The sequence below is a fragment of the Streptomyces sp. NPDC048331 genome (assembly GCF_043201215.1).
GTDB lineage: Bacteria > Actinomycetota > Actinomycetes > Streptomycetales > Streptomycetaceae > Streptomyces.
Genome location: NZ_JBICYT010000002.1, coordinates 72,671 through 98,865 on the forward strand (window position 1 = coordinate 72,671; position 26,195 = coordinate 98,865).

Genomic DNA, 26,195 nt, shown 5'->3' on the forward strand with positions numbered 1-26,195 from the left:
GCGCCGAGCAGCCCACGTTTCGAATCGCGAGCAGCGCGCAGAAGCGATCTGACAACGACCTTACGCCGCACGGCAGGAGACGCATCATGGGCATCATCGCTTGGATCCTCATCGGACTGCTGGCCGGCCTCATCGCCAAGGCGATCATGCCGGGCAAGGACCCGGGCGGAATCATCATCACCATGCTCATCGGCATCGCGGGAGGCCTGCTCGGCGGCTGGCTCGGCAAGGTCCTCTTCGGGGTCGACTCCATCGACGGCTTCTTCGACCTGTCCACCTGGATCGCCGCCATCGTCGGTTCCGTCATCCTCCTGGCCCTCTACCGCCTCGTCACCGGAAACCGGCACTCCCACCGGCACGCCTGATCCCGGGCGGTATGCCGCCGAGTCCCTGGCCAACGGCTCCTCCCCGCACAGCGGGGAGGAGCCGTTCGCGCGCCGCACGGCCGTGCCCGGCGCTCAGGACGCCCCGTCGGTGTCCCGGTCGGACCGGGGCCATACGTACGGGAGGTCGTCCGGTACGTCCGGGAAGCGCTCCCGGTAGAACGCCGGGTCCTTGCGCACCAGCGCGGACCGATGGCTTCGATGGAAGTCCGGTGCGCCCAGCCACGGCGGCAGGTCCCCGTCGGCCGCCAGCTGCTCCTGCGTCCGTGGAGTGCCCCCCGGCCGCCACGCCCCGAAGTCCTGGACCAGGGTCACCGCACAGGTGTCGGCGTGCCCCTCGTCGGCCCACACCTCGCAGATCTGCAACCCGTACCGGACGAGCGCCTCCTCGTACCCCGCCCACATCCGCACCGCCGGATGCCTGCGCCATCCGTAGCCGGGAACGACCAGACCGCGCAGCACCTGCACGGCCTCCACCCGCTGCTTGCCGAGCCTGCGCAGGTCCAGCGCGGCCGCCGAGGCGTCGAACGACGGAAACGGAAGGAACGTCTGCACGGTGCGAGCCTGCCAGAAGGCCCGGAGCCCGGCCCCTCGACGGGCCCGAGGAAGCGTGGGCCTTCCCACCCGGCGTATGGACCCTGGTCCGCCGGGCGTGAAATGCGCCGCGCCCGGGGTACCCGCACCATGACCGTGACACCGTCGATGAAGGGTTCCGCCGTGCCCGGAGGATCCGTCCCACAGGATGCCGCGTGACACGAAATCCTCCGCCGGACCGGACCCCGGACGGACACCACGTCCTCATTCACGGCAGGCGCCGGCGGGCCTCCGACCCGGGCCTGCCCGCCGACGTCGCCGCGCGCCTGCGCTCCCACCTGATGGCGGCCCGGCGTGCGGTCCACTCCGCGCTGCGCAGCCACGACGTGCGGGCGGAGCGCATGGCCAGACGCCGCGTCCACACCGCGAAGGTGGCCCTCGGTGAGCGCGGCACCCCCTGGTGGGAGCAGGACGACGAGCAACGGCGGATCCGTTGGCGGGAGGGTCTTACGGCGCTCGACGAGGACGGTGCGTAGACGCCGGCCGGCTCAGCCGCGTCACCTGTTCGGACCGCACGGGGATCGCGATCCCTCCCCATGGTCCGCTGCCCCGACGGCCCCGGGTCCGGTGTCAGGCGCGGGGCGGGCGCGTCGTGGTGTCCAGGTAGAAGGAGTCGATGCTCCGGACGGCCTGCTCGAACTCCTCCAGGTTGACCGGCTTGGTCACGTAGGCGTTGGCGTGGCCGGCGTAGGCGCCGGCGACGTCGTCGGGGGCGGAGGACGTGGTGAGGACGACGACGGGGATGGTCATGAGGTCGGCGTCGTTCTTCAGGATGCGGAGCAGGTCGCGGCCGTTCATGCGGGGCATGTTCAGGTCGAGCACGATGAGGTCGGGGCGCGGGCTCTCGGGGTTGCGCAGGTGCTCCAAGGCGGCGACACCGTCGGTGGCCTGGACGAGGTTACGGGCCCCGCGCTCGGCGAGTGCCTCCTCGATGAGCATGGCGTCGGCGATGTCGTCCTCCACGAGCAGGACATCGAACGGGCGGGCGGGGGCGTTCATCGTCAGTTGCTCCGTGGGTGCTTCGTCGGTGTGGTCGAAGAGCCCCGGCCATCGGCGCCGGGCGCCCTGGCGGGTCATCCCGCATGCGCGGCCGATCTGGGGGTATCCGGCTCCGGCACGCGCGGCGTCGACGGCCGCCGCGCGTTGCAGGCGTTCCGCGGCCTGTTGGAGGTGTTCGAGTACGTGCAGGCGTGCCAGGGCCTGCGCGCGGTCGTCCGCCGTCGGGGCGGAGAGATCGGTCTGCAGGTGGAGGGCCAGGCGGCGGGCGAGGTCGGCGACAGCCGCGTCGGCGACGGCGGCCGTCTCCTCCGAAGTGGTCCGCAGATGGAAGTTGATGCCTGGCATACCCGCACCCTAGGCGCCCGACCCGACGCACGACAACAATTGTTGTCCGATGCCCTCTAAAGTGTGCGCTGCGCCCTCTGTTCAAGGCGGCCGTTTCGGGAGGGGATTCAGGGGATGACCGGCATGATGCGGCCGCCGCGCGCGCGGCGGACTTCCGCGTGGACGACCCGGCGGTGGCTCCGCGTGGGCGTCGCCGCTTCGCTGGCGGTGCTTGCCGTGCTCGGCGCGACCGGGGCCTGGGTGCTCGGGCGTACGGCGACGATCAGCGACGAGCTCGTGGACGTGCGGTCCCCGGCCCTGGCCACCTCGTTCCGTCTGGAGGCTGCCCTCCTCAACCAGGAGACCGGTATTCGCGGCTACGGACTCACCGGGACCCCCGAGTTCCTGGATCCCTACCGGCGCGGGCTCACGGACGAGAACACGTACACCGCGCAGCTCACACGGCTCCTGGACGGCGACACCCGCGCGCTCGCCGACCTCGAAGCCGTGCGGGCCCAGCTCTCCGTATGGCAGGAGAGGATCGCCCGTCCCGTCGCCGCCTCACCGCCCGGGACCACCTCCGTACCGGCCACCGAAGGTGCCGCGGAGGCCAAGGCCACCTTCGACGCCGTGCGCCGGGCGACGGCCGACCAGCAGGAACGCCTGCGCGCGGAGCGGAACCGGACACGCGCCGACCTCGCCGCCACCATGAGGCTGCGGAACTGGCTGTTCGCGGCGATCGCGGCCGTGATCGCCCTCCTGGCCGGCCTGGTGTTCGAAGGACTGCGCCGCGGCATCAACAGGCCGCTGGAGCAGCTGGCGGCGGACGCCCGCACCGTCGCCGGCGGCGACTTCGACCACCCCATCACCTCGGCCGGTCCGGCCGACCTGCGGCGTCTGAGCGACGAGATCGACTTCATGCGCCGCCGGCTGGTACGCGAACTGGCCTTCAGCGAGGAGGCCCGACGGCGCCTGGACGCGCAGACGGCCGATCTGCAACGCTCCAACGCCGAGCTGGAGCAGTTCGCCTACGTGGCCTCCCACGACCTGCAGGAGCCGCTGCGCAAGGTCTCCAGCTTCACGCAGCTTCTCCAGCGGCGCTACGGAGGGCAGCTCGACGCCAAGGCGGACCAGTACATCGGCATCGCGGTCGACGGTGCCAACCGCATGCAGACCCTCATCAACGACCTTCTCGACTTCTCCCGGGTGGGCCGTGTCCACCACGATCCCGTACGGGTCGACCTCGACCCGGTCCTGGAACGGACCCTGTCCGCACTGAGCGTGGGCATCGAGGAGGCGGGCGCGTCGATCACGCACGATCCACTGCCGTCGCTGGTGGCCGACCCCACCCAGATGGGCATGCTCTGGCAGAACCTGATCGGCAACGCCGTCAAGTTCCGCCGACCGGACCGAACACCGGAGATCCATGTCGCCGCCACCCGGGACGGGGAGTCGTGGCGGTTCACGGTGACCGACAACGGCATCGGCATCGGCCCCGAGTACGTCGACAAGGTCTTCGTGATCTTCCAGCGGCTCCACGCCAAGGACGTCTATCCCGGCACCGGAATCGGCCTGGCGATGTGCAAGAAGATCGTCGAGTTCCACGGCGGCACCATCGCCGTCGACCCGGAGTACCGGGACGGGACGCGCATCAGCTTCACCCTCGCCGCCGAACCGTTCCCCGCCCCGTCGACCATCGCGGAAGCGACCCGGGCCACCACGGAGCCGCAGCGATGACCGCGACCCTCCCCCACGCCGGCGACATCGCCGCGGACGAACCGGTCTACCGCATCCTCCTCATCGAGGACGACGCCGCCGACGCCCTGCTCGTCGAGGAGCTCCTCCACGACACCGAGCTGCGCTTCGAGCTCACCACGAGCGCCTCGCTGGCCGAGGCCCGCTCGGCGCTCACGGCCCTCGTCTTCGACTGCATCCTCCTCGACCTGCACCTGCCGGACGTGTCGGGCACCGACGCGGTCACCACCGTCCGCACCATGGCCCCGCACACCGCCGTGATCGTCCTGACCGGTCTGTCCGAGAAGCAGGCGGGCTCCGAGGCCATGGCCGCCGGGGCCCAGGACTACCTGGTCAAGGGCAAGGTCGAAGCCGAACTGCTGCGCCGCACGGTCCGCTACGCCGTCTACCGGAGCCACTCCGAGCGCGCGGCGGCCGATGCCCGGTCGGCCCGGCAGCGCGCGGAGGAGAACGCCCGGCTGGAACGCGGACTGCTGCCCCGGCCCCTCCTCGACACCTCCACCGTCACGGTGACCACCCGGTATCTGCCCGGCGGCGAACAGGCCCTGCTCGGGGGCGACTTCCTCGACGTGGTCGAGGGTGACGACGGGCTGCTGCACGCCGTCGTCGGTGACGTCAGCGGACACGGTCCCGACGCCGCCGCCCTCGGCGTCTGCCTGCGCATCGCCTGGCGCTCGCTCGTCCTGGCCGGGCACCGCGGCACCGAACTGCTGCGTCTCATGGAACGCCTGTTGGTGGCGGAGCGGGGCACCCAGCCGCTGTTCGCCACCTGCACACTGCTCACCCTCGACCAGAAGGCCGCCACCGCCACCCTGTACCTGGCGGGCCACCACGAACCCCTGCTCACCACCTCGGAGAAGACCCGGGAGGTGACCGCCGCGCACGGCGTCGCGCTCGGTATCGTCCCCGGCCACCACGACTGGCCCGCCACGGTCGTCCCCCTCCCGGACACCGGAGCGCTCACCCTCTACACCGACGGCCTCACCGAAGGACACAACGGTGACTCCGGCGGCCGGCTCGGCATCGAGGGGCTCCTGCCCCTGATCGACACCACACCGTCCGAGGACCCGGCGGCACACCTGGACGGCCTCATCCGCCGCACCAGAGCGCTCAACGCCGGAAGACACACCGACGACCTCGCCGTCCTCCGCCTCGGCTGGGATCTCCACCCGGGCTGAACCTCAGGGGGTCCGGGAGTCGAGCTCCAGGTCGAGCAGGGCGTTGGAGACCGACTCGGTGGCGGCGGGATGGATCCAGTACGGAGTCCGCGCCAGGGTGGTGGCATCGATCCCCAGGCTCATGGCCACCACCAGCGGCTGGATCAGGGTAGCCGCCTGCGGCCCCAGGATGTGGGCGCCCAGCACCAGGCCCGTACGTCGGTCCGCGAGCACCTTGCAGAAGCCGGTGTCGTCCTCCAGCGCCCACCCGTACGCGGAGTCCGAGAAGCGGCGCACGGCGACCGCGTAGTCGAGCCCCTCCTCCCGACACTCCCGCTCGGTCCTGCCGACCTGCGCGATCTGGGGGCGGGTGAACACCGCCGCGGGAACGGCCTCGTGGTCTGTCCGGACCAGGTCGTCGGCGTGCAGCAGGTTGTGTGCCACCACCCGCGCCTCCCGGTTCGCCACGTGCTTGAGGGGGACCGGGGTGCACACGTCGCCGAGGGCGAAGACCCCGGTGGCGGTGGTTCGCCGGAAGTCGTCCACGACGACTCGCCCGTCGTCGTGCAGGGTGACGCCCGCCCGATCGGCCCGGATCCGGTCGCTGTTGGGGACGCGACCCACCGCGACGAGCAGGGTGTCCGCCTCCACGGTCGTACCGTCGTCCAGTACCAGGCCCAGCCGACCCGGCGCGCCCTCCACGCTGGTCAGCGCCGTTCCCGTCCGTACGTCGTACCGGCGGCCGGCGATCTCGGTGTACGCGGCGGAGACGGTCTCGTCCTGGGCGGGGAGCAGCCTGTCCTCCTGCTCGATGACGGTGACTCGGCTGCCCGCGGCGTGGAAGACGTGCGCGAGCTCGGCCGCGATGTAGCCGCCGCCCAGCACCGCCAGATGCCGAGGGGGGCTCTCCAGGCGCATGACCGTGTCGGACGTCTCGTACGGGAGCCCGGACGCGGCCACCGGTTCGGGCACGGTGGGGCGGCTTCCGGTGGCGAGGACGACCTGCTTCCCGCGGATCGTGACGGTGTCGTCGCCGGTCCCGACGAGGAGTGTCCGGTCCTCGATGAAGCGGGCGGGCCCCTTGTGGACGTGCACGTACGGGGACGCGCGCCGGCCCGCGTCGCCCTCGCGCGCCTCCCGGTCCAGCCGTCCGAAGACCCTCGCGCGGACATCGGCCCAACGGACGCCCCGCAAGGTCGCGTCGACTCCGAGGGAATCGGCTTCACGGACACCGTCGACGACATCCGCCACGTGCACCAGCATCTTGCTCGGGATGCAGCCCCGGTTCAGGCAGGTACCGCCGAAGGGCCCCTCGTCGACGATGGCGACGTCCAGGTGGGAGAACCGGTCGTCGACGATGGCGTTGCCGGAGCCCGCCCCTACGATGACGAGGTCGTGAGTACGCATGCGGGGGAACGTACCCTCGCGTGGCGGAGCCATCGCCGGGCACGCGCGGCCGCGCCGCGGATACGCCCGTACGGCCGGGGCGGCGGGCGCCGCGCACGGTTCCCACCGCGCCGCCCACCCCGCCGCCCCGGCGCCCTGCCGCTCCGTCACCCGCCTCGTCGGGTGGGTGTCAACGCCCTTGCAAGGTCTTGACGTTGTCGCCGAAGGTCCAGCCCTTGGAGCCGTCCCAGTTGATCGACCAGGTCATGAGCCCCTTCAGCGAACCGCCGAACGCGTTCCACGACTGGCCGACGAGGCTCGGCGCCATGTGGCCACCGCCCGCGCCGGGCTGGGCCGGCAGGCCGGGCACCTGCTTGTCGTAGGGCACCTTGATGGTGGTGCCCTGGATGACCAGACCGTTGTTCAGGCAGGTGGTCTGCGCCGTGAAGCCCTGGACGGTACCGGCCTGGTAGGAGTCGCCGGAGCAGCCGTACATGCTGCCGTTGTAGTACTGCATGTTCAGCCACCACAGTCGCCCGTTGTCGGCGTACTTCTTGATGATCGGCAGGTAGGAGCCCCAGATCGAGCCGTACGTGACGCTGCCGCCGGTGACGTACGCGGTTTCGGGGGCCATGGTCAGGCCGAAGCCGGCGGGCATCCGAGCCAGCACGCCGTCGATGATGCGCACGAGGTTGGCCTGGGAGGCGGACAGCGTGTTGATGTCGCCGCTTCCGGAGAGGCCGGTCTCGATGTCGATGTCGATTCCGTCGAAATTGTACTTCTTGAGGATCGGGACGACGGTCGCCACGAACCGGTCGGCGACGGTGCTGGAGCTCAGGTCGATGCCCGCGGCCGCGCCGCCGATCGACATCAGGATCGTCGCCCCGGCCGCCTTGGCCTGGCACATCTCGGCGGGGGTCGAGACCTTGACGTTGGCATCCATGCCGTCCTGCCACAGGACGGTGCCGTCGGAGAGGATCACCGGGAAGGCGGCGTTGACGACGTTGTAGCCGTGGGCCGCTATCCGGCTGTCCGTGATGGGGACCCAGCCCATGCCGGGGTGGACACCGTTCAGGGCGCCGTCCCAGTTCTCCCAGTACCCCTGCAGGACCTTGCCCGCGGGCTTGGGCTTGGTGGGGCAGGTGTCGCCGGGCGGCGTGGTCGGCGTGGACGTCGGCGTGGACGTCGGCGTGGTCGGGGTCGGAGTCGGAGTCGGTGCCGTCGGCGTCGGCGTCGGCGTCGGCGTCGGCGTCGGCGTCGGCGTCGGCGAGGGGCTGGTGCCGCCCGGGCCCGTGAGCGACACGTCGTCCGCGTAGTACGCGGACTGCCCGTACCAGCCGTGCAGGTAGACGGTCACCGAGGTGGTGGTCGGCCCGGTGGTGAAGTCGACGGCGAGTCGGCCGTACGACGGCGTGTTCGGCGTCCAGGTGGACGGGGTGCCGGTCAGCCCCGTGCCGGTGGCACCGAGGTACACGTAACTGCCCTGGACGTAGGCGCTCAGCGTGTACGCGGAGTTGGGCCGCACGCTGACGGTCTGGGCGCACCGGGCATGGTCCGCGCCGCTCGGCGTGGCCTGGAGCGCGGACCCGCCGGAGTGGACCGGACTCGTGACGGTCGTGCCGGATCCGCTGGAGCAGGTCCAGTCGGAGAGCCCGTTCTCGAAGCCGGAGTTGGCCACCGACTCGGTGGTGGCGGCCCCGGCCGTGACGGAGCCGGTCATGGCGACACCGGCACCCAGGAGGGCGGCGACGCCCAGCCCGGCGAGGGAACGTACCAGGAGGGTCGGTCCCTGGCCGGCGTGGCGGGGCCGGCCCGTGTCGGCGGACGGATGCGAAGTACGTGTTCTCCGACGGAACATGCTGTGCTCCCTTCCCGCCGAGCGCCATGGTCGTGACGGGCGCGTGGGGGCGCGGCGCTCGGCTCGGGTGAGGTGGGGACATGTGGGGCTGTGCCGGACCGGATCGTAGGAGCGGGGACGAGGCCCGTCAATAGGTCTGGACCAATAAGGAGGGGTGGGACTCGGGGTCGGCGCGGACGCCGTCGGCCCGCGACCGCATCCACCGGCGACCGTGGCCCCCACCACTCGTCCGTCCCCGGTTGATCGCCCTCGGGCGGGGTAGCGGAGCGTCATGGCCACCGAGAACGCTTCCGCCCCCGCCACCGGGTACGTACAGCCCGACATCGACGTCCCCGCGCTCACCGAGGTGCTCGACGGGGAGTACGCCGGGATCCGCGACCTTGTCCGCACCAACCTGGCCGCGTACTCCTCCGTTCTGGAGGAGGCCGACGAGCTCGGCATCGACGCGTTTCGCGAACGCGTGCGCGAGATCGTCGTCGGGATGGCCGCGACCGGCCAGACCGGCATGGGCTTTCCCCCCGAGTACGGCGGGGGCGGCGACATCGGGGCCTCGATCGCCGCGTTCGAGACCCTGGCCTTCGGCGACCTGTCGGTCCTGGTGAAGACCGGCGTGCAGTTCGGACTCTTCGGCGGCGCGATCCTCCACCTGGGCACCGAGCGCCACCACAAGGCCTACCTCCCGGACCTCATCACCGGGAAGCTGATGGGCTGCTTCGCGATGACCGAGACCGGGCACGGCTCCAACGTCCAGGCGCTCGGTACGGTCGCGCGGTACGACGCCGCGCGCCGGGAGTTCGTCATCACCACCCCCGACGACCCCGCGCGCAAGGACTACATCGGCAACGCGGCCCGCCACGCCGAACTGGCCGTCGTCTTCGCCCAGCTGGAGGTGGCCGGTCGGCCCCACGGGGTGCACGCCTTCGTCGTCCCCCTCCGGGTCGACGGAGCGCCGGCGCCCGGCGTCCGGATCGAGGACGACGGCCGCAAGATGGGGCTCAACGGCGTGGACAACGGCCGCATCCGGTTCGACGGCGTACGGGTGCCGCGCGAGGCACTGCTCAACAGATTCGCCGACGTCACCCCCGAGGGCGTCTACGAGAGTGCGATCGACGACCCGAACCGGCGCTTCTTCACCATGCTCGGCACCCTGGTGCAGGGCCGGGTCAGCGTCGCCGGAGCCGGGATCAACGTCGCCAAGGTCGCCCTGGCCGTCGCCACGAAGTACGCCGTGCGGCGCCGCCAGTTCGAGACGGCCCCGGACACCGAGGAGCAGGTGCTCCTCGACTACGGTCTGCATCAGCGCCGCCTGTTGCCGCTCGTGGCCCGGACCTACGCCTTGCACGTCGCGCAGGACGTCGTGCGTACGCAGCTGCACGAGGTCTTCTCGGGCACCGACGACGACCCGCGGGCGCGGCGCCGACTCGAATCGAGGGCCGCGGGCCTCAAGGCGCTCGGCACCTGGCACGCCACCCGGGTCGTCCAGGAATGCCGTGAGGCGTGCGGGGGCGCCGGCTATCTCGCCGTCAACCGCTTCGCCGCCCTCAAGAGCGACAGCGACGTGTTCACCACCTTCGAGGGCGACAACCACGTCCTGTTGCAGCTCGTGGCCAGGGGGCTGCTCACCGACCACGCCGGCGAGTTCGAGGACCTCGACCAGCTCGGCATGGTCCGCTACGTCACCAATCTCGCCGTGGAGACGGTCATCGAGCGGACGTCCGCCCACAAACTGCTCGAACGGGTACGCGACCTGCTCCCCGGCGGCGACGAGTGGGACCGGGAGGCCGGTCTGCTCGACTCGGAGTACCAGCTCGCCATGGTCCGCTTCCGCGAGGAACACATGCTGGCCGGCCTGGCTCGGCGGATCAAACGCGGGATCGACCGGAAGCAGGCGCCCGGCGCCGTCTTCTCGCAGGTGCAGGACCACGTCATCGCGCTCGCACGGGCCCACGTCGAGCGGCTGGTGACGGAGGCCTTCGTCGACCGGGTGCGCGCGCTGCCCGAAGGGGGAGAGAAGGCCGCGCTCGCCCTGCTGTGCGACCTGTTCGCGCTGTCCACGATCGAGGCGGACCGGGCCTGGTTCATGGAGCACGGGCGGCTGACCGTCCAGCGTTCCAAGGCGATCAGCCGCGAGGTGAACGATCTCTGCCGCAAGATCCGCCCCCTCGCGGTCGACCTCGTCGACGCGTGGGGCATCCCGGACGTGATGCTGCGGGCGCCGGATCTCGTGGGCCGAGCGGGGACGGATCGTGTGTGACGGCGCGCCCAGAACGCCGGAGCGGGGGAAATGCCCGAGGCTGGGCAGCCGACAGGACATCCACCCGTACGGACATGAGGGACAGTCGTGGCTGCGAGCGGAGCACCACCCATGCGTCGAGGCGGTTCCGGACCCGGACCGGGCGGCGGGCCGCCCGCGTCGGGTCCCGCGGACGGTGGTCACCGTTCGACGATCGTGCTCCGCGTCAACGGCACGGACCGTGACCTCGACGTGGACCACCGCGTCACCCTGCTCGACGCGCTGCGCGAGACCCTGGAGCTGACCGGGACCAAGAAGGGCTGCGACCACGGCCAGTGCGGCGCCTGCACCGTCCTCGTGGACGGCCGGCGCGCCAACAGCTGCCTCCTGCTCGCCGTGGCCCAGGACGGGAGCGAGGTCACCACCGTCGAAGGTCTGGCCGACGCGGACGGATCGCTGCACCCGCTCCAGCGGGCCTTCCTCACGCACGACGCCTTCCAGTGCGGCTACTGCACACCGGGGCAGCTGTGCTCCGCCGTCGGCGTCCTCCACGAGGCCGCCGACGGGCACCCCTCGCACGTCACCGATACGGCGGCACCGGCCGGTCCCGTCGCCCTGACCGCCGAGGAGATCCGCGAGCGGCTCAGCGGGAACCTCTGCCGGTGCGGCGCCTACAACGGGATCGTCGCAGCCGTCGCCGAGGCGGGCGCGGTGGGCGTGGTGGGCGGGGAACCGAACGGCGCCCACGCCACCGATTCTTCCCCGCCGGCCACCGCTGCGGGCCGGGATGTGATCGTGTGAAGCCCTTCGCCTACGTCCGGGCGACCAGCCTCCAGGAAGCCGTGGACGCCCACGCCCGCCGACCGGGCTCCCGGTACCTCGGTGGTGGCACCAACCTCGTCGACCTCATGAAGCACGACGTCGAAACGCCGACCACCCTCATCGACCTCTCCCGGCTGCCGCTGAACCAGGTCGAGGAGCTGCCCGCGGGAGGACTCCGCATCGGAGCCACCGTGCGCAACGCCGACCTGGCCGCGCACCCCCTCGTACGGAGCCGCTACCCCGCGCTGTCCCAGGCCCTGCTCGCCGGTGCGTCCGGACAGCTGCGCAATGTGGCCACCACCGGTGGGAACCTGCTCCAGCGCACCCGGTGCCCGTACTTCCAGGACGTGTCCAAACCCTGCAACAAGCGCGAGGCGGGCACCGGCTGCGGCGCCCTCGACAGCACGCACCGCGACCTCGCCGTCCTCGGTCACTCCGAGCACTGTGTCGCCACGCACCCCTCCGACATGGCCGTGGCACTCGCCGCGCTGGATGCCGGGATCGAGCTGTACGGCGACGAGGAGGGACCCCGGCAGATCGCGGCGACCGCGTTCCACCGCCTGCCCGGAAACGAGCCCGAGCAGGACACCGTCATCCGCCCCGGGGAGATCGTCACCGCCGTGGTCCTGCCCCCGGCGACGACCGGGGCCGTCTCCCGGTACCGCAAGGCCCGCGACAGGGCCTCGTACGCCTTCGCCCTCGTGTCGGTCGCCGCCGTGCTGGAACTCGCCGACGGCCGGGTCCGGCACGTCGCCCTGGCGTTCGGCGGGCTCGCCCACCGGCCCTGGCGCGCCACTGTCGCCGAAGGGCTGCTGGCGGGTGCGCCGCTCACCGAAGAGACCGTGGACCGGGCGATGGACGCCGAGTTGGCGCGGGCGCGGCCGCTGCCCGGCAACGCGTTCAAAGTCGGGCTCGCCCGCGACCTCGCCCGTGACGCGCTCACAGGTCTGGCGCGCGCCGCCGGTGGGCAGCCTCCCGCGCGGCTGCCGTAGCCGTCCGCCGACCCGCCCTCCTTCCCCGCGCACGGATCCGCGCCGATCCGTGCCGATCCGCGCCGAATCGACCAGACAGGGAGCGTCATGCACGCCACGAACGCCCTCGGCAGCCCCGTGCCCCGGCGGGAGGGCCGCGAGAAGGTCACGGGCGTCGCCCGCTACGCCGCCGAGCACACCCCGCCCGGCTGCGCCTACGCCTGGCCGGTACCCGCGACCGTCGCCGGCGGCCGCGTCAGCGCCGTCGACGCCTCCGCGGCCGTCGCCCTGCCCGGCGTCATCGGCGTCCTCACCCCGTTCGACGCGCCGCGCCTCGGCGCCTCCGAGGACCCGACGCTGCAACAGCTCCAGGACCCCCGGGTCCCCCATCGCGGCTGGTACGTGACCCTCGCGGTCGCCGACACCCTCGAAGGGGCGCGCGCCGCCGCCTCCGCGGTGAGGGTCACGTATGCGAGTGAACCGCACGACGTCACCCTGCGCACGGACCACCCCGACGTCTACACCCCCGAGGAGGCGAACGGGGGGCACCCCGGCCACCGCGAGCAGGGCGACCCGGACTCCGCCCTGGCCGCGGCACCCGTACGGGTCGACTGCGCGTACGCGGTGCCGCCCCTCCACAACCACCCCATGGAACCGCACGCCGCCACCGCCGACTGGGACGCCGACCGCCACCACCTGACCGTGCACGACTCCAGCCAGGGGGCGGGGCCCGTCCGCGCCGCGCTGGCCTCCCTGTTCGAGCTCCCGCAGGACGCCATCACGGTCGTCTCCGAGCACGTCGGAGGTGGCTTCGGCGCCAAGGGCACCCCGCGCCCCCACGTGGTCCTGGCGGCGATGGCCGCGCGCCACTACGAGCGGCCCGTCAAACTCGCTCTCCCCCGCGGCCACCTGCCCGCGACCGTCGGCCACCGCGCGCCCACCCTGCACCGGATCTCGCTGGGCGCCCGCGCCGACGGCACCCTCACCGCCCTCACCCACGAGGTCACCACCCACACCTCGCGGATCCGCGAGTTCGTCGAGCAGGCCGCCGTACCCGCACGTGTCATGTACGCGGTGCCGGACGTCCGCACCACGCACCGCGCCGTCGCACTCGACGTGCCGACCCCGTCGTGGATGCGCGCGCCCGGGGAAGCCCCCGGCATGTACGCCCTGGAATCGGCGATGGACGAACTGGCCGACGCGCTCGGCATCGACCCGATCGAACTGCGGGTACGCAACGAACCCGCGTCCGAACCCGACAGCGGCCGTCCCTTCAGCAGCCGCCACCTGGTGGAGTGCCTGCGCGAAGGAGCCGAACGGTTCGACTGGGCGAACCGTCGCACTCCCCGGCACGAGGGGCCGTACCTGATCGGCGCCGGGGTGGCCTCCGCCACCTACCCCGTCCTGGTCGCCCCCTCCACCGCCCGCGCGCACGCGCGTCCCGACGGCCGCTTCCTGGTCGAGATCAACGCCACCGACATCGGGACGGGCGCCCGTACCGTCCTGGCCCAGGTGGCCGCCGATGCCCTACGGGTCCCGGTCGGCCGCGTCGACATCGCCATCGGGCACACGGGGCTCCCCGCGGCGTCCCTCGCCGGAGGTTCCTCCGGCACGGCGTCCTGGGGATGGGCCGTCCACGACGCCTGCGTCGCCCTGACCGCTCGGCTGGAGGGCCACCACGGGCCACTGCCGGCCGAGGGACTGTCCGGGTCGGCGGACACCACGCAGTCGGCCAAGCAGAAGTCCCCCTACGCCCGGCACGCGTTCGGCGCCCACTTCGCCGAGGTCGCGGTCGACACCGTCACCGGAGAGGTACGGGTCCGACGCCTGCTCGGCGTCTTCGCCGCAGGCCGCATCCTGAACCCGCGCACCGCGCGCTCGCAGTTCCAGGGCGCCATGGTGATGGGGCTCGGCATGGCACTGACCGAACACAGCACGATGGACCCGGTGTTCGGCGACTTCACCGAGAGCGACCTGGCGGCCTATCACGTTCCCGTGCACGCGGACGTGCCGGACATCGAGACCCACTGGATCGACGAACACGACAAGCACCTCAACCCGATGGGCAGCAAGGGGATCGGGGAGATCGGCATCGTCGGCACGGCCGCCGCCCTCGGCAACGCCGTCGCCCGCGCCACGGGACACCGCCTGCGCGAACTGCCCCTGACGCCCGACCGCGTGCTGACCGCCCTGCGCGGGAACTCCTGAGCGCCGAGTTGAGTAGCGACCACTCACGCGCACCACCCGGCAACCGTGGTCACCTGTGGCGGGGCGTCGCATCGCCCCGGACCCGGAAGACGCGGCGACAGGGGGAGACAGGTCATGCGGGAACTGCCCGCCGAAGCGGGACGCACCCGACCGGTCCAGGTTCATTTCGACGACCTGGATCCGCTGGGAATGGTCCACAACTCGCGCTACGCACTCTTCGTCGAGCGAGCCGTCACGGCCTTTTGGCAAGGCGAGGGATGGAGCATGGATCCTGATCGCTCGCGCTATCGCGATACCCATCTCGTCGTCCGCGAATTCCTCATCCGATACGAGGCTCCGATCCGGGGCACGGGGGGCGTGGACGTGTGGTTCCGGATTGCACGGCTCGGCCGCACCAGCGTGGTGTACGCGTTCCAGGTGAGATCCGACGAGGGCCGTTGTGTTCACGCCCACGGCCATCGGGTGCAGATCCGGGTGGATCCGGACACGCTGAAGCCCCTGGCCTTCAGCGACGAGCTGCGGGAAACCGCGCGTGGCCTCATGGAGGACCCGGCCCGGTAAGTCGGTTGCGGCCGCGGGCAGGCTCCTGACACGGTGCGGTTCCCGTCCCTGCCACGAGGTTCGTATGACGATCTACTTCTACGGCGCCGAGGAAGTTCCCTACGGCTGCTTCTCCAACTTCTCCGCGCACGGCGTGGACCTCGACGGGCACTGGTGGCCGACCACGGAACACTACTTCCAGGCACAGAAGTTCATCGGAACGCGTCACGCCGAACTCATCCGCCGGGCCGGCACCCCGCTGCGCGCGGCGCAGTTGGGCCGCGACCGGTCGAAGCCGATGCGGCGTGACTGGGAACGGGTGAAGGACGACGTGATGCGCCGCGCCGTGGCGGCCAAGTTCCGCACGCACAGCGACATCGGCGCGATCCTGCTGGCCACGGGTGACGAGGAGATCGTCGAGGACACGACGACCGACCACTACTGGGGCCGTGGTCGGACAGGGACCGGCAAGAACATGCTCGGCCGGATCCTGATGCGTACGCGCGGCCGGCTCCTCGCCGAACTCGGTGACGCGGGTCGGTGAACGTCCCCGCGGTCGGGCCGCGGCCGGCGACTCCGGGACATCCCTCAGCGGAGCAGCCGGTCGGCCGGTTCTTCACTTACCCCTGCCGCCAGGCCGCCTCTGTCGGATCGTCGGATCCTGGCGCGGGAGCCCGGTACGCCAGGCCTCTTATTGCAGGTTCTTCGGAATTGCACATAACTTGCAACATGCATCGGTCGGAAGGTCAGTGCCCGCTGCCCTTCGTGACCATCCGAAAGACCTGGTGAGAGGATCCACCACATGAGGGGCACACGCCCGCTGTCTTCGCTGTCGGCCGTGGCCGTGGCACTGCTCGTCGCGGGCTGCGGCGGCCAGGCGGCGGACCACACCGCCGCGTCGGGGCCGGCGGCGCAAGGATTTCCCGTCACGCTGTCCAACTGCGGTGTGCAGTCCACCTATCAGCGGCCCCCGCAGCGAGCGGTCTCCCTGAACCAACACGCGACCGAGGTGATGCTGAGCCTGGGGCTGGAGAGGTCGATGGTCGGTACCGGCTATCTCGACGACAAGATCCTGCCGGAGTACCAGGCCGCGTTCGACTCGGTGAAGGTGCTGTCGAAGGAGTACCCGTCCTTCGAGACGCTGCTGGCCGCCGAACCGGACTTCGTCTACGGCGGCTTCACCTCCACCTTCGCCGAGAAGGAGGGCCGCGGCCGCCCTGCCTTCACCAAGGCCGGGATCAACACCCACCTCAACATCGAGGCATGCCCTGGCGGGTTGGTGACCATGGCCACCATCGACGAGGAGATCCGCACCGTCGCGAAGATCTTCGGCGTCCCAGAACGGGCCGAACAGCAGGTCGACAAGCTGCACGGCACCCTCGACCAGGTCGACGGCAAGCTGGCCGGCGTCGCCCCGGTCAAGCTCTTCGTCTACGACAGCGGCGACAAGACCGCCTTCACGGCGGGCGGTAAGGGCATCGGCGACGAACTGATCCGGCGGGCCGGCGGGGTCAACCTCTTCGCCGACGTGGACAAGCCCTTCGGTGACGTGTCGTTCGAGCAGGTGGCCGAGCGCGCGCCCGAGGTCGTCGTCATCTACGACTACGGTGACCAGCCCGTGGAGGACAAGAAGAAGTTCCTCCTCGCCCACCCGGCCCTCAAGGACGTGCCCGCGATCAAGAACCAGCGGTTCGCGGTGCTCCCGCTGTCGTCGACCGTGCTCGGTGTCCGCGTTCCGGCGGCCGTCGAATCGCTGGCCCGCCAGATCCACCCGGACCGGTTCCGGTGACCGAGGTGAGGGACGTACGAGGGACCGCCGCCCGGACCGACCCCCGAGCGGCACCCACGGCGGGCGACGTCCGCCGTCGGACCATCCCCTACCCCCTGCTGCTCGTGGTCCTGGGCGGGCTGCTGGCGGCCACGGTGACGGCCGGCATCGCGATCGGTTCGATCAGCGTCCCGGCGGACCAGGTGTGGGCCATTCTGCTGCATCGGGTGCACCTCGCACCGGCCGAGCCGACCTGGAGCCCGGTCCGGGAGACGATCGTCGTCGATGTCCGGCTCCCCCGCGTACTGCTGGCCGGTGTGGTGGGCGCGGGCCTGTCGGTGGCCGGCATGGCGCTGCAGGCCGTGGTCCGCAATCCGCTGGCCGACCCGATGCTGCTGGGGGTCTCCTCGGGCGCGTCGGTCGGCGCGGTGCTGGTCCTCGTCTTCCACGTGACCGTGTTCGGGATGTTCTCCCTGCCCGTGGCGGCGTTCTGCGGCGCCCTGGCGGCTCTCGTCGCCGTGTACTTCCTGGCCCGGACCGGCGGACGGATGACCACCGTACGGCTGGTACTGGCGGGGGTCGCGACGGCCGAGGTCCTCTCCGCGGTGGCGAGCTTCCTGATCGTCACCTCCAACGACCCGCAGAAGACGCAATCGGCCCTGCGCTGGATGCTCGGCGGGCTGGCCGGCACCACCTGGACGACGGTGTGGATCCCCGTCGGCGCCGTCGTGCTCGGCACAGCCGTCCTGCTCGGTGTCTGCCGTTCGCTCAACCTGCTGCTGGCCGGGGAGGAGGCCGCCGCGGCGCTCGGCCTGGACGTCCACCGCTTCCGCGGCGCGCTGTTCGTCCTGGTCGCCCTGATGATCGGCACCATCGTCGCCGTCAGTGGCCAGATCGGCTTCGTCGGCCTGATCATGCCGCACGTCGTACGCCTGCTCGTGGGCGCCGACCACCGTCGCGCGCTGCCCGCCGCAGCCCTCCTCGGTGCGACCTTCCTGATCGCCGCCGACCTGGGGGCGCGCACCCTGATGAGCCCGGAGGAGATACCGGTCGGCATCCTCACCGCCCTGGTCGGCGGCCCGTTCTTCCTCTGGCTGATGCGACGGAAGGCCACATGATGACCGACGGCGCGATACCCGAGCCCGGCGCCCTCTCCGCCGAGGACGTCACCGTCGTGGCGAACGGCCGGACCCTCGTCGACCGGGTCTCCCTGCACGTCGCACCCGGCGAGGTGCTGGCGCTCGTAGGTCCCAACGGCGCCGGCAAGTCCACCCTGCTGCGCACCTTCTACCGTGCGCTGCGGCCCACCTCCGGACGTGTCCTCCTCGACGGCGAGGACGTGTGGCGGATGACCGGCAAGCGTCTCGCGCGGCGCCTCGCCGCCGTACTCCAGGAAAGCGCGGGGGATTTCGAGCTCACCGTCCACGACGTGGTGGCGATGGGGCGCACCCCGCACAAGCGCGCCTTCGCGGGCGACGACGCCGAGGACCGCGACGTCATCATGGGCTCGCTGGCGGAGCTCGATGTCGACGCCCTGGCACACGCCCCGTTCGACCGGCTGTCGGGTGGCGAGAAGCAACGGGTCCTGATCGCCCGCGCCTTGGCCCAGCGCACCGGGACGATGGTGCTGGACGAGCCGACGAACCACCTCGACCTACGGCATCAACTCGACGCGCTCCGACTCGTCCGCCGGGTCGGGGTCACCGCCGTCATCGCCCTGCACGACCTCAACCTCGCCGCGACCTTCTGCGACCGGATCTGTGTGATGGATGGCGGTCGCACGGTCACGATCGGAACCCCGCGGGAGGTTCTCACCTCGGACCTGCTGGCCGAGATCTACCGTGTCGAGGCGGAGGTGTCCCTCCATCCGGGCACCGGAATCCCCCAAGTCACCGTGCTCACCGGGGCCGATCACCCGCGCACGGATCGATCGGGCGGAGGGATGGCGACCGACCGGGCACGGTGAGCCGGCGGGGCCCACGGGCGGACGTGAGGTCAATGACGTCGCGTCCGCCTCGGGCCGCTCGTCGGCGGTGTTCGGTCGTGCTCGCCCGCCGCCGCTCCATGGCGCAAGGACCATCGCTCGTGCGAGAACGGGGCGTCGCCGATGGCCGTACCGGCCCGCCCGTCAGGGGGTGGTCAGGGCTTCGACGAGTCGGGCGAAGTCGGTGCGCTCCCGGTCGGTCAGACGGGCGTAGAGCGGCATCTGCATCTCGTCGGTGATCCGTTCGGCGCGCTGCCGGCGCGGGATCCCGGTCGCGTCGAGGGGCCGCGGGTCCGGCCAGCCGTAGTGGGCTGCCTGCTCGACGCCGAGGTTGACGACCATGGCTTCCGCGGCGCTCAGCCCGCACCGGCGCACCGCCACCAGATGGCAGGCGCCCCGGTGTTCGCGTAGTACGTGGATCCGCTGCATGGCCGCGCCGGCGGGGTCGTCGTCGGGGCATGCCTGCGCGCGCCAGCCGGCGAACAGGGGCAGTGCGTCGGCGTCGGCGGCCTCGATCAGCCGCTGGGCCAGGTGGTTGAAATGCTCCACGTCGACGTCGGCGGGGATGTGCGTGCGTCCCCACGCGTGGACGGCCCGCGCGTAGCAGGCGGCGGCCTCCGCCGCCGGCATCACGGGCCGGCCCGCCAGCCAGCCGGTCGTCACCAGCCGGGGGCCGAGGAATCCCTGAACCGCTTGGACCACCGCGACCGGCGCCTCGCCGAGCACTCCGAAGCGTCCGCGGCAGTAGAAGCCACGGCCGGGGGCGAAGCCGGCACGCAGACCGAGGTCGGCGGTCGCCCCGTCGGACATGAACTCGTCGCCGAAATCGTGGAGCGGACGGGCCACGGCGGCGATGCACTGGGAGATTTCCATGGCCTGAAGGTCGCCCCTCACAATCCATTAGGTCAAGGGGCTCTTTTCTGATGGAAGGCTTTAGCTAAACTATCGAGTCATGCTCGACGTCCGTCGCCTGTACATGCTCAAGACCGTCGCCGCCCGGGGCTCCATCACCGCGGCCGCCCATTCCCTCTCGCTCACCGCCGGCGCCGTCTCCCAGCAGCTGGCCGCTCTGCGGGCCGACGTGGGAGTCGACCTGCTGCGCCCCGACGGGCGCACCGTCGCGCTGACGGAGGCCGGCCGTGTCCTCCTCGAACACGCCGACCGGATCCTCCGCGCCATGGAGGAGGCCGAGAGCGCCATCGCGGCGGTCAAGGGCACGGTCGGCGCCACCGCCACACTCGCCGCGCTGCCGTCCACCGTCGCGAGGATCGTGGCCCCCGCCCTCACCGCGCTCGCCGTGCGTCATCCGCAGCTCACCGTGACCTGTTCCCTGACCGACCAGGCACAACTACGCGAGCTCGCCCTGGGCACCGTCGACGTGGTGCTGGGGCAGCGCTATCACCACACGCCCGACGCGACCCCTGGAGGCATCGACGTCTCGCCCCTGCTCGACGATCCGCTGCTCGTCGTCACCGCCGCCGACCGAGGCGACGACCGGCCCGTCGCCCTACGGGAACTGGCCGCGCACGATCTCGCCGTACCACCGCCGACCACGGAATGCGGACAGGCCGTCCTGCAAGGCTGCCGCCGGGCCGGCTTCACTCCCGTACCCCGCTACCTCACCGCCGACATCGCCGCCCAGCTCACGCTCGTACGGGCCGGGCTCGCCACCGCGCTCGTCCCGCGCACGGCCCTCGACCCGGACGCATCCGGAATCCGTACGGCCCCCATCGCGGACCACCCGATCCGACGCGTCCTGTTCGCCGCGACCCGTCATACCGGGAACGCGAACCCGACCACCACCGCCGTCATCGCGGCACTGCGCACGGCCGCCCAGGACGGCGGACGGGCCGCCTGCCCGCCACCGGACCGGGTGTGACCCATTACTTCCCACCTCGGTCGGGCGTTTCAAGTACCCGTGAGGGAGCAAGCGCTCATCACGGAATCTGGCGGAGGAGGTCGGTCACATGTCGGACGCGAACCAGGGCAAGGACGTCGTCGCGGTGATCCTTGAGGATCACCGGACCATGGAGGAGCTGTTCCGTCGCATGCGGAGCGTGGAAGCCGACCGCGGCGCGGCACTGGCGGAGTTCTCGGCGCTGCTCATCGCCCATGGGGAGGCGGAGGAGAGCGAGGTGTACGGCGCCCTGAAGCGATTCCGGGACATCGAGAACGAGGAAGTGGAACACGGCGCCGAGGAACACGCCGAGGGCAACGAGGCCCTGCTGAAGCTGCTCGAGGTGGAGAACGTCGGCTCCGAGGAGTGGGACGAGCGGCTCGAAGATCTGGTCAAGGCGGTCACGCACCACCTCGACGAGGAGGAGCGGACGATCCTCAACGGCGCGCGGGAGAACGTCCCCGACGAGCGCCGCGCCGAGCTGGGTGTCGCCTTCCTCCAGGAACGCGAGAAGCAGCTCGCCTCGGACTGCGGAAGCGTCGAGAGCGTACGCGCCCTGGTCAACGGCTGAGCTCAGGCTCGACGAGGACGCACCCCCGCCCGCCGCGGCGACGGCTCGGCCGGCATGCACGTGCGGGCGGAGGTTGCGGTCCGGCTCCGCCTCGCGGATGCCATCGGGTTGCCCTCGGTCCAGTCCACTCGACGTGAATGTGCGGCCGCCGGCCGGTCTCGTCGCGTCCGTGCGGCAGGAGCGCGGCCGGCGCGTTGGGGATGCTGGAGCTCTCAGCAGACCGGCCGCGAGGAACGCGTTACCAGGCTGGTGGCCGAGGGTGGAGAAGTAGTCCGGACCCGTCAGGCACATGACCCGCCACCACGGGCGCTGGTGGGGCTGGGCCACAGCCTCCTTGGCGGCGGGTGAACCTTTCTCGGCGGTCAAGCCGTCCAGCATCCCCGCGCGCAGGCGCGCAGGCGCGCGGAGCGGGCCGGGGTGGCCATCGTGGGGAGCTCCTGTCGTACGGCGAAGAACCAGCCGTCGACGGTGACGACGACGGCTGGGCCGACGCAGGCAGCCAGGCCGTTTCCGCACGTCAAGGGCCAGATCCTGACGTGTCCGCAACGCGGATGGACGGCATCTGTGGCGTACCGCACGCCATCGCCCGTCAGAGGTGCGTCGGTGCGTGTCGGACGTGATGCGGCGGCGGAGCGGGCTTCTCCGGCCCTTCCCATCAGGACGGCGTCAAGAGTCTCCCCGCGCCCGTATGGACAGCGTCAATGCGTCTTAACACCGGGCCGTGGACGCGGTTGTCTCGACATCGGCCGGTTGGCCGATTTCATTTCATCCACTGCATCCAGGAGCTCACGATGGCCGATCTGGCCTTCGTCGTCACCACGATCGCGGTCTTCGCGCTGGTGACTCTCATCGCCCGAGGGGTGACCAAGCTGTGAACGCCGAAAACATCGTCGGCCTCGTCGTGGCCGTCTCCCTGCTGGGTTACCTCGTCCTCGCCCTTGTGTATCCGGAGAGGTTCTGAGCACCGATATGAGCCCCGTCATCGCTGGTGTGCTCCAGTTGCTCGCGCTGATCGCCGCGCTGGCCCTGGCCTACCGCCCCCTGGGTGACCACATGGCCCGCGTCTACTCCTCCGACAGGCACCACGCACCGGAGAAGTGGATCTACCGGGCCATCGGCGCCGACCCGGACGCGGAGATGCGCTGGCCCGCCTACCTGCGCGGTGTCCTGGCCTTCTCCGCCGTGAGCGTCCTCTTCCTCTACCTGATGCAGCGCGTGCAGGGCAGCCTGCCCGGCTCGCTCGGCTTCTCCTCCATCGACCCCGACCAGGCCTTCAACACCGCCGCGTCCTTCGTGGCCAACACCAACTGGCAGTCGTACTACGGCGAGCAGGCCATGGGTCACGTCGTACAGACCGGCGGCCTCGCGGTCCAGAACTTCGTCTCCGCCGCCGTCGGCATGGCCGTCGCCGTGGCTCTCGTACGGGGATTCGCACGCTCCCGTACCGGGGAGCTCGGCAACTTCTGGGCCGACCTGGTCCGCGGCACCGTCCGCATCCTGCTGCCCCTCTCCGTGATCGGCGCGGTCGTGCTGGTCGCCTGCGGCGTCATCCAGAACTTCGCCGGGATCCACGAGGTCGGGCAGTTCATGGGCGGAACGCAGCAGTGGAACGGCGGGGCCGTGGCCTCCCAGGAGGTCATCAAGGAACTCGGCACGAACGGCGGCGGCTACTTCAACGCCAACTCCGCCCACCCCTTCGAGAACCCGACGCCCTTCTCGAACCTGTTCGAGATCTTCCTGATCCTGGTCATCCCCTTCGCGATGACCCGCACCTTCGGCAAGATGGTCGGCTCGGTCAAGCAGGGCTACGCGATCCTCGCGACGATGGGCGTCATCTGGCTCGGTTTCACCGCGCTGATGATGTGGACCGAGTTCGCGCACCACGGTCCGGCCCTCGACGTCGCGGGCGGGGCGATGGAGGGCAAGGAGACCCGCTTCGGCATCGGCGGTTCGTCGATCTTCGCCGTGGCCACCACCTTGACGTCCACGGGCGCGGTCAACTCCTTCCACTCCTCCTACACCGGCTTCGGCGGCGGCATCACCATGCTGGGCATGCAGCTCGGCGAGATCGCGCCCGGTGGTGTCGGATCCGGCCTCTACGGCATGCTGATCATGGCGATCATCGCGGTGTTCATCGCCGGTCTGATGGTCGGCCGCACGCCCGAGTACCTGGGCAAGAAGATCGGCACCCGCGAGATCAAGCTCGCCGCCTGCTACATCCTGATCACCCCGGCGCTCGTGCTGTGCTTCACCGCCGCGGCGATGGCCCTGCCCACCCCGGGCCACTCGATGACGAACTCCGGCGCGCACGGCTTCTCGGAGATCCTCTACGCCTACACCTCGGGCGCCAACAACAACGGCTCCGCCTTCGCGGGCCTGAACGCCGACACCCAGTGGTTCAACTCGACCATCGGCATCGCCATGCTGCTGGGCCGCTTCCTGCCCATGGTGTTCGTCCTCGCCCTGGCCGGCTCGCTGGCCGAGCAGAAGCCCGTACCGGACACGGTGGGCACCCTGCGCACCGACAAGCCGCTCTACTCGGGCCTGCTCGTCGGCACGATCCTCATCATCACCGGTCTGACCTACTTCCCGGCCCTCGCGCTGGGACCGCTCGCCGAAGGGCTCGCATCATGAGCACCGTCACGCCCACCAGGGCTCCGCACCAGGACGTGCCCACCGGCCACAAGCCGGACGGCGGACGCGTGGGCGGTGGCCTGTTCGACCCCGAGCAGCTGCTGCGTTCCTTCCCCGACGCGGTGCGCAAGCTCGACCCACGCATCATGATCAAGTCCCCGGTCATGTTCGTGGTGCTGATCGGCTCGGTGGTCACCACCGCCCTCGCGTGCGTGGACCCGACGAACGGGTTCGGCTGGGCGATCACCGGCTGGCTGTGGCTGACCACGATCTTCGCCAACCTCGCCGAAGCCGTCGCCGAGGGCCGCGGCAAGGCTCAGGCAGACACCCTCCGCAAGGCCAAGACCGACTCCGTCGCCCGCCGCCTGGTCCAGGACGGCCGCGGCGAGGAGCGGGTCCCCGGCACCGAGCTGCGCATCGGCGACCTGGTGGTCTGCGAGGCCGGCGACATCATCCCCGGCGACGGTGACGTCGTGAAAGGCGTCGCGTCCGTCGACGAATCCGCCATCACGGGTGAGTCCGCGCCGGTGATCCGCGAATCGGGCGGCGACCGCTCGGCGGTGACGGGTGGCACGAGGGTCCTCTCCGACCGGGTCGTCATCAAGATCACGACAAAGCCGGGCGAGACCTTCATCGACCGGATGATCGCCCTCGTCGAGGGCGCCGCCCGACAGAAGACGCCCAACGAGATCGCGCTGAACATCCTGCTCGCGTCCCTCACGATCGTGTTCCTGCTGGCCGTGGTCACCCTGCAGCCGTTCGCGATCTACGCGGGCGCCGAGCAGTCCATGATCGTGCTGACGGCCCTGCTGGTCTGCCTGATCCCCACCACGATCGGCGCGCTCCTCTCCGCGATCGGCATCGCGGGCATGGACCGGCTGGTCCAGCGCAATGTGCTGGCCACGTCCGGCCGGGCGGTCGAGGCCGCCGGCGACGTCTCCACACTGCTGCTCGACAAGACCGGAACCATCACGCTCGGCAACCGCCAGGCCGCCGAGTTCGTTCCGGTCGAGGGCACCACCGAGGCCGAACTCGCCTACGCCGCCCAGCTCTCCTCCCTCGCGGACCAGACCCCCGAGGGCCGTTCCGTCGTCGTCCTCGCGCAGGAGAAGTACGGGCTGCGCGAGCGCCACCAGGGCGAACTCACCGGCGCCGAGTGGATCGCCTTCACCGCACAGACCCGTATGTCGGGTGTCGACGTCGACGGCGGGAGGACCCGCAAGGGCGCGGCCGGCTCGGTCGTCGCCTGGGTCGGGGAGCGGGGCGGCCGGGTCTCCGACGACGCCGACCGCCTCGCCGACCGGATCTCCGAGGCCGGCGGTACGCCGCTCCTGGTGGCGGTGGAGGACGAGCGGGGGGCCCGCGTCCTCGGGGTCATCCACCTCAAGGACGTCGTCAAGGAGGGCATGCGCGAACGGTTCGACGAGCTCCGCCGCATGGGCATCAGGACGGTCATGATCACGGGCGACAACCCGCTGACCGCGAAGGCCATCGCCACGGAGGCCGGGGTCGACGACTTCCTCGCCGAGGCCACCCCCGAGGACAAGATGGCCCTCATCAAGCGGGAGCAGGCCGGCGGCAAACTCGTCGCGATGACGGGCGACGGTACGAACGACGCCCCGGCCCTCGCCCAGGCCGACGTCGGCGTGGCCATGAACACCGGAACCTCGGCCGCCAAGGAGGCCGGGAACATGGTGGACCTGGACTCCGACCCCACCAAGCTCATCGAGATCGTCGAGATCGGCAAGCAACTCCTCATCACCCGAGGCGCGCTGACCACGTTCTCCATCGCCAACGACGTCGCCAAGTACTTCGCGATCATCCCGGCCATGTTCGCCGTCGTCCACCCGGGCCTCGACAGGCTCAACATCATGGGCCTGTCCTCGCCCGAGTCGGCGATCCTCTCCGCCGTCGTCTTCAACGCGCTGATCATCATCGCGCTGGTCCCGCTCGCCCTCAAGGGCGTCCGGTACCGGCCGACCAGCGCCGACAGGATGCTCCGGCGCAACCTCGGCCTCTACGGGGTGGGCGGTCTGATCGCCCCGTTCATCGGCATCAAGCTCATCGACCTGCTCATCTCCCTCATCCCCGGGCTCGCCTGAATTAGGAAC

The 26,195-nt window shown here is 71.1% G+C and carries 25 protein-coding genes and 1 pseudogene; 19 read left to right on the top strand and 7 right to left on the bottom strand.

What is annotated here, in order from left to right:
• The first annotated feature begins 86 nt into the window (after positions 1 to 86).
• Positions 87 to 365, top strand: a complete 279-nt coding sequence (locus ACGFYY_RS03825) for a GlsB/YeaQ/YmgE family stress response membrane protein (RefSeq protein ID WP_365280777.1) — start codon at positions 87 to 89, stop codon at positions 363 to 365.
• Between the two features lie 93 nt (positions 366 to 458).
• Here ACGFYY_RS03825 and ACGFYY_RS03830 read toward each other — a convergent pair whose 3' ends face one another.
• The gene (locus ACGFYY_RS03830; protein WP_393706901.1) at positions 459 to 938 is read right to left on the bottom strand and encodes an MSMEG_6728 family protein; all 480 of its coding nucleotides are present in this window, start codon (positions 936 to 938) and stop codon (positions 459 to 461) included.
• 194 nt (positions 939 to 1,132) lie between these two features.
• Here ACGFYY_RS03830 and ACGFYY_RS03835 point away from each other — a divergent pair, with 194 nt between their 5' ends.
• A complete protein-coding gene (locus ACGFYY_RS03835; RefSeq protein WP_393706902.1) occupies positions 1,133 to 1,453 on the top strand; it encodes a hypothetical protein in 321 nt (106 codons plus the stop codon).
• Positions 1,454 to 1,547: 94 nt separating this feature from the next.
• On the opposite strand, the gene ACGFYY_RS03840 is transcribed toward ACGFYY_RS03835, so the two are convergent.
• The gene (locus tag ACGFYY_RS03840) at positions 1,548 to 2,321 is read right to left on the bottom strand and encodes a response regulator (protein WP_393706903.1); all 774 of its coding nucleotides are present in this window, start codon (positions 2,319 to 2,321) and stop codon (positions 1,548 to 1,550) included.
• A gap of 114 nt (positions 2,322 to 2,435) precedes the next feature.
• On the opposite strand from ACGFYY_RS03840, the gene ACGFYY_RS03845 reads away from it, so the two are divergent.
• Both ACGFYY_RS03845 and ACGFYY_RS03850 read left to right on the top strand, forming a co-directional pair.
• Positions 2,436 to 4,037, top strand: coding sequence for an ATP-binding protein (locus ACGFYY_RS03845; protein ID WP_393706904.1), 1,602 nt, complete (start codon positions 2,436 to 2,438; stop codon positions 4,035 to 4,037).
• A complete protein-coding gene (locus tag ACGFYY_RS03850; protein ID WP_393706905.1) occupies positions 4,034 to 5,233 on the top strand; it encodes a PP2C family protein-serine/threonine phosphatase in 1,200 nt (399 codons plus the stop codon). The genes ACGFYY_RS03845 and ACGFYY_RS03850 overlap by 4 nt, the downstream gene beginning before the upstream one ends.
• Before the next feature lie 3 nt (positions 5,234 to 5,236).
• Here ACGFYY_RS03850 and ACGFYY_RS03855 read toward each other — a convergent pair whose 3' ends face one another.
• Positions 5,237 to 6,619, bottom strand: a complete 1,383-nt coding sequence (locus ACGFYY_RS03855) for a mycothione reductase (protein ID WP_393706906.1) — start codon at positions 6,617 to 6,619, stop codon at positions 5,237 to 5,239.
• A gap of 169 nt (positions 6,620 to 6,788) precedes the next feature.
• Entirely contained in the window at positions 6,789 to 8,456 is a 1,668-nt protein-coding gene (locus tag ACGFYY_RS03860) for a carbohydrate binding domain-containing protein (RefSeq protein ID WP_393706907.1), read from the bottom strand.
• A 271-nt stretch (positions 8,457 to 8,727) separates the two neighbouring features.
• Between ACGFYY_RS03860 and ACGFYY_RS03865 the strand changes: the two genes are divergently transcribed.
• From ACGFYY_RS03865 to ACGFYY_RS03905, 9 genes are all read left to right on the top strand, one after another.
• Positions 8,728 to 10,710, top strand: a complete 1,983-nt coding sequence (locus tag ACGFYY_RS03865; RefSeq protein ID WP_393706908.1) for an acyl-CoA dehydrogenase — start codon at positions 8,728 to 8,730, stop codon at positions 10,708 to 10,710.
• Between the two features lie 111 nt (positions 10,711 to 10,821).
• A complete protein-coding gene (locus tag ACGFYY_RS03870; protein WP_393706909.1) occupies positions 10,822 to 11,490 on the top strand; it encodes a 2Fe-2S iron-sulfur cluster-binding protein in 669 nt (222 codons plus the stop codon).
• Complete coding sequence (locus ACGFYY_RS03875; RefSeq protein WP_393706910.1) at positions 11,487 to 12,503, top strand: FAD binding domain-containing protein; 1,017 nt, start codon at positions 11,487 to 11,489, stop codon at positions 12,501 to 12,503. Before ACGFYY_RS03870 ends, ACGFYY_RS03875 begins: the two co-directional genes overlap by 4 nt.
• Positions 12,504 to 12,590: 87 nt before the next feature.
• Positions 12,591 to 14,690: a xanthine dehydrogenase family protein molybdopterin-binding subunit gene (locus tag ACGFYY_RS03880; protein WP_393706911.1), complete on the top strand. Its 2,100-nt coding sequence runs from the start codon at positions 12,591 to 12,593 to the stop codon at positions 14,688 to 14,690.
• 114 nt (positions 14,691 to 14,804) lie between these two features.
• Positions 14,805 to 15,251 carry an acyl-CoA thioesterase gene (locus ACGFYY_RS03885; protein ID WP_393706912.1) on the top strand — a complete coding sequence of 149 codons (447 nt, stop codon included), beginning with the start codon at positions 14,805 to 14,807 and terminating at the stop codon, positions 15,249 to 15,251.
• A 64-nt stretch (positions 15,252 to 15,315) separates the two neighbouring features.
• Positions 15,316 to 15,774 (top strand): NADAR family protein, encoded by a 459-nt coding sequence (locus ACGFYY_RS03890; RefSeq protein WP_393706913.1) that lies wholly within the window; start codon positions 15,316 to 15,318, stop codon positions 15,772 to 15,774.
• A 258-nt stretch (positions 15,775 to 16,032) separates the two neighbouring features.
• Entirely contained in the window at positions 16,033 to 17,019 is a 987-nt protein-coding gene (locus tag ACGFYY_RS03895; RefSeq protein WP_393706914.1) for an ABC transporter substrate-binding protein, read from the top strand.
• A gap of 83 nt (positions 17,020 to 17,102) precedes the next feature.
• Positions 17,103 to 18,116 carry an iron ABC transporter permease gene (locus ACGFYY_RS03900; RefSeq protein WP_365273869.1) on the top strand — a complete coding sequence of 338 codons (1,014 nt, stop codon included), beginning with the start codon at positions 17,103 to 17,105 and terminating at the stop codon, positions 18,114 to 18,116.
• A complete protein-coding gene (locus tag ACGFYY_RS03905) occupies positions 18,113 to 18,964 on the top strand; it encodes an ABC transporter ATP-binding protein (RefSeq protein ID WP_393706915.1) in 852 nt (283 codons plus the stop codon). Before ACGFYY_RS03900 ends, ACGFYY_RS03905 begins: the two co-directional genes overlap by 4 nt.
• Before the next feature lie 162 nt (positions 18,965 to 19,126).
• On the opposite strand, the gene ACGFYY_RS03910 is transcribed toward ACGFYY_RS03905, so the two are convergent.
• Complete coding sequence (locus ACGFYY_RS03910; protein ID WP_393706916.1) at positions 19,127 to 19,855, bottom strand: hypothetical protein; 729 nt, start codon at positions 19,853 to 19,855, stop codon at positions 19,127 to 19,129.
• 79 nt (positions 19,856 to 19,934) lie between these two features.
• Here ACGFYY_RS03910 and ACGFYY_RS03915 point away from each other — a divergent pair, with 79 nt between their 5' ends.
• Both ACGFYY_RS03915 and ACGFYY_RS03920 read left to right on the top strand, forming a co-directional pair.
• On the top strand, positions 19,935 to 20,861 hold the full coding sequence (locus tag ACGFYY_RS03915; protein WP_393706917.1) for a LysR family transcriptional regulator: 927 nt from the start codon (positions 19,935 to 19,937) through the stop codon (positions 20,859 to 20,861).
• Between the two features lie 88 nt (positions 20,862 to 20,949).
• Positions 20,950 to 21,450, top strand: coding sequence for a hemerythrin domain-containing protein (locus tag ACGFYY_RS03920; protein ID WP_393706918.1), 501 nt, complete (start codon positions 20,950 to 20,952; stop codon positions 21,448 to 21,450).
• Positions 21,451 to 21,648: 198 nt separating this feature from the next.
• Here the strand turns inward: ACGFYY_RS03920 and ACGFYY_RS03925 are convergent.
• Positions 21,649 to 21,828, bottom strand: a pseudogene (locus ACGFYY_RS03925) (hypothetical protein); the annotation flags it as partial.
• Positions 21,813 to 21,971 (bottom strand): hypothetical protein, encoded by a 159-nt coding sequence (locus ACGFYY_RS03930; protein WP_393706919.1) that lies wholly within the window; start codon positions 21,969 to 21,971, stop codon positions 21,813 to 21,815. The gene ACGFYY_RS03930 and the pseudogene ACGFYY_RS03925, both read right to left, overlap by 16 nt.
• A 210-nt stretch (positions 21,972 to 22,181) precedes the next feature.
• Between ACGFYY_RS03930 and ACGFYY_RS03935 the strand changes: the two genes are divergently transcribed.
• The 4 genes from ACGFYY_RS03935 to kdpB are packed head-to-tail and all read left to right on the top strand — an operon-like array spanning position 22,182 to position 26,186.
• Positions 22,182 to 22,325 (top strand): hypothetical protein, encoded by a 144-nt coding sequence (locus tag ACGFYY_RS03935; protein WP_365273833.1) that lies wholly within the window; start codon positions 22,182 to 22,184, stop codon positions 22,323 to 22,325.
• The gene (gene kdpF / locus ACGFYY_RS03940) at positions 22,322 to 22,411 is read left to right on the top strand and encodes a K(+)-transporting ATPase subunit F (protein WP_037789535.1); all 90 of its coding nucleotides are present in this window, start codon (positions 22,322 to 22,324) and stop codon (positions 22,409 to 22,411) included. Before ACGFYY_RS03935 ends, kdpF begins: the two co-directional genes overlap by 4 nt.
• An 8-nt stretch (positions 22,412 to 22,419) precedes the next feature.
• Positions 22,420 to 24,084, top strand: a complete 1,665-nt coding sequence (kdpA, locus tag ACGFYY_RS03945) for a potassium-transporting ATPase subunit KdpA (RefSeq protein ID WP_393706920.1) — start codon at positions 22,420 to 22,422, stop codon at positions 24,082 to 24,084.
• The gene (gene kdpB / locus ACGFYY_RS03950) at positions 24,081 to 26,186 is read left to right on the top strand and encodes a potassium-transporting ATPase subunit KdpB (protein ID WP_393706921.1); all 2,106 of its coding nucleotides are present in this window, start codon (positions 24,081 to 24,083) and stop codon (positions 26,184 to 26,186) included. Before kdpA ends, kdpB begins: the two co-directional genes overlap by 4 nt.
• Positions 26,187 to 26,195 lie beyond the last annotated feature (9 nt).